We start from the raw sequence: 2,561 nt of genomic DNA, 5'->3' as shown, positions 1-2,561 counted from the left end.
CCACGGTGCATCGCCAAGCCACCAAGCTCTTGCCTGTGATCCGCTTTTGATCCAACCACTCAGGTCGGCTTTCAGGCCGCCGTGCTCTGCTTTTGATCTGCTTGTGATCTTGATCTCAGGCGCCCCGTTAAACCACGCTGGCCGAACGCAGGCTTTGGAGCGTGGGTAACCCGGCAGGACGCTGGGTTAGCCGTGTTGGGCCATGGATGGCCCGTCACGGCGGCCCACGCTCCAAAGCCTGCGTGAGGGCACACCGAGCCTAGGCGAGGTGCCGAGTGGAGGGGCAAGAGCCTTTTGGTTACTTTTGGGCTCTTTCAAAAGTGACCCGCTGTAAGAGCGGAACCCATAGCCGCCATCACCACAGCAACGGATATACCCCCCCGCCCCCAACCAACAACCCCCCCCGGCTCAACTAACCTTCAACACCAATTTCCCAAAGTTCTCACCGTTAAACAGCTTCATCAGCGTCTCCGGAAACGTCTCCAACCCCTCGACGATATCTTCTTTGCTCTTGAGCTTGCCCTGCGCCATCCAGCCGGCCATTTCCTGCCCGGCTGCCGCGAAGTTCGCCGCATGGTCCATCACCACAAACCCTTCCATGCGTGCGCGATTGACCAGCAACGACAAATAGTTGGCCGGGCCTTTCACCGCTTCCTTGTTGTTGTACTGGCTGATCGCACCGCAGATCACCACGCGTGCCTTCAGCGCCAGGCGGCTGAGCACGGCGTCGAGGATGTCACCGCCGACGTTATCGAAATACACGTCCACGCCTTTGGGGCACTCGCGCTTGAGCGCGGCGGGCACGTCTTCGTTTTTGTAGTCGATGGCCGCATCGAAGCCCAACTCATCCACCAGGAACGCGCACTTGTCGGCGCCGCCAGCGATACCTACCACGCGGCAGCCTTTGATTTTGGCGATCTGCCCGGCAATGCTGCCCACCGCACCGGCGGCGCCGGAGATCACCACGGTGTCACCGGCTTTGGGCGCGCCGGTGTCGAGCAGCGCGAAGTAGGCGGTCATGCCGGTCATGCCCAGCGCTGACAAGTAGCGCGGCAGAGGCGCGAGCTTCGGGTCAACCTTGTAGAAACCGCGCGGCTCGCCGAGGAAGTAATCCTGCACGCCCAAGGCGCCGTTGACGTAGTCCCCGACCGCAAATTTCGGCGTGTTCGAGGCAATCACTTCTCCCACCCCCAGCGCTCGCATCACTTCGCCGATGCCCACGGGCGGGATGTAGGATTTGCCCTCGTTCATCCAGCCACGCATGGCCGGGTCGAGTGACAGGTAGTGGTTGCGCACCAGCACTTGCCCGTCTCCAGGCGTGCCCACCGGCACTTCCTGGTAGGTGAACGTTTCCCGTGTGGCCGCGCCGACCGGACGTTTGGCGAGCAGGAATTGGCGGTTGGTCTGGGCAGTCATGGCAAGCACTCTTTTGAAATGAACCATGAGTGATAGACCCTGAATGGCCTGCGAGCAAGGTTGTCCGCGGTGTGCGAATGCCCATCGATAGCCCTCGCTGATAATCAGGTGGGTCGCCTTATCACTGCGACTCATGCAGCACCAACCGGCCTTCTGATAGTGCTGACGTGCTTGTGCAGGGGTTGGCTAGACTCGGCCCACGGCTATTTCTCCCACAGGACATCCCCCATGAGCATGACGTTTTCCGGCCAAGTCGCCTTGGTGACCGGCGCCGCCGCCGGTATTGGCCGCGCCACCGCGTTGGCATTCGCCGCAGAAGGCTTGAAAGTAGTGGTTGCCGACCTCGATGTGGCGGGCGGCGAAGGCACCGTCGCGCTGATCCGGCAAGCCGGTGGCGAGGCGTTGTTCGTGCGCTGCAACGTCACCCTGGAAGCCGACGTGCAACAGATGATGGCGCAGACAATCGCCGTCTATGGCCGCCTGGACTATGCCTTCAACAATGCCGGGATTGAAATCGAGAAAGGCAAGCTGGCCGACGGCAGCCTGGACGAGTTCGATGCCATCATGGGCGTTAACGTCAAAGGCGTGTGGCTGTGCATGAAGTACCAGTTGCCGCTGTTGCTGGCCCAGGGCGGTGGGGCGATCGTCAACACGGCGTCGGTAGCAGGCTTGGGGGCGGCGCCGAAGATGAGCATTTACGCCGCGTCCAAGCACGCCGTGATCGGCCTGACCAAATCGGCGGCGATTGAATACGCGAAGAAGAAAATTCGCGTGAATGCGGTATGCCCGGCCGTGATCGACACCGATATGTTCCGTCGTGCCTACGAAGCTGACCCGCGTAAAGCTGAATTTGCCGCGGCCATGCACCCGGTCGGGCGCATCGGCACAGTCGAGGAAATTGCCAGTGCCGTGCTGTACCTGTGCAGCGATGGAGCGGCGTTTACCACCGGCCAGGCGCTGGCGGTGGACGGCGGCGCGACGGCAATCTAGGACGCCGCGCCACGCCCCATTCGAAAAGGGTGGGCGTGCTGTGGGGCGTTTCCAGGGCTGGCACAAGGCCTGGGGTGAATGTGTATCAACAGGTAAATAAGTCAATAAAATCAATACTTTAATAAAAGTTGGCGGCCGGCTGCAGCGGGCTTCTG

At 61.3% G+C, this 2,561-nt stretch carries 2 protein-coding genes; one reads left to right on the top strand and one right to left on the bottom strand.

What is annotated here, in order from left to right; translation table 11 throughout:
• Positions 1 to 408: 408 nt before the first annotated feature.
• Positions 409 to 1,416, bottom strand: a complete 1,008-nt coding sequence (locus WBB95_RS25395) for an NADP-dependent oxidoreductase (protein WP_424490077.1) — start codon at positions 1,414 to 1,416, stop codon at positions 409 to 411.
• A gap of 228 nt (positions 1,417 to 1,644) precedes the next feature.
• Here WBB95_RS25395 and WBB95_RS25390 point away from each other — a divergent pair, with 228 nt between their 5' ends.
• Positions 1,645 to 2,406, top strand: a complete 762-nt coding sequence (locus WBB95_RS25390; protein ID WP_424490076.1) for an SDR family oxidoreductase — start codon at positions 1,645 to 1,647, stop codon at positions 2,404 to 2,406.
• The last annotated feature ends 155 nt before the right edge of the window (positions 2,407 to 2,561 follow it).

The organism is Pseudomonas sp., assembly GCF_049645325.1.
GTDB lineage: Bacteria > Pseudomonadota > Gammaproteobacteria > Pseudomonadales > Pseudomonadaceae > Aquipseudomonas.
Note: the sequence above shows the minus strand (reverse complement) of the source record. Positions and strands in the feature narration are given on the sequence as shown.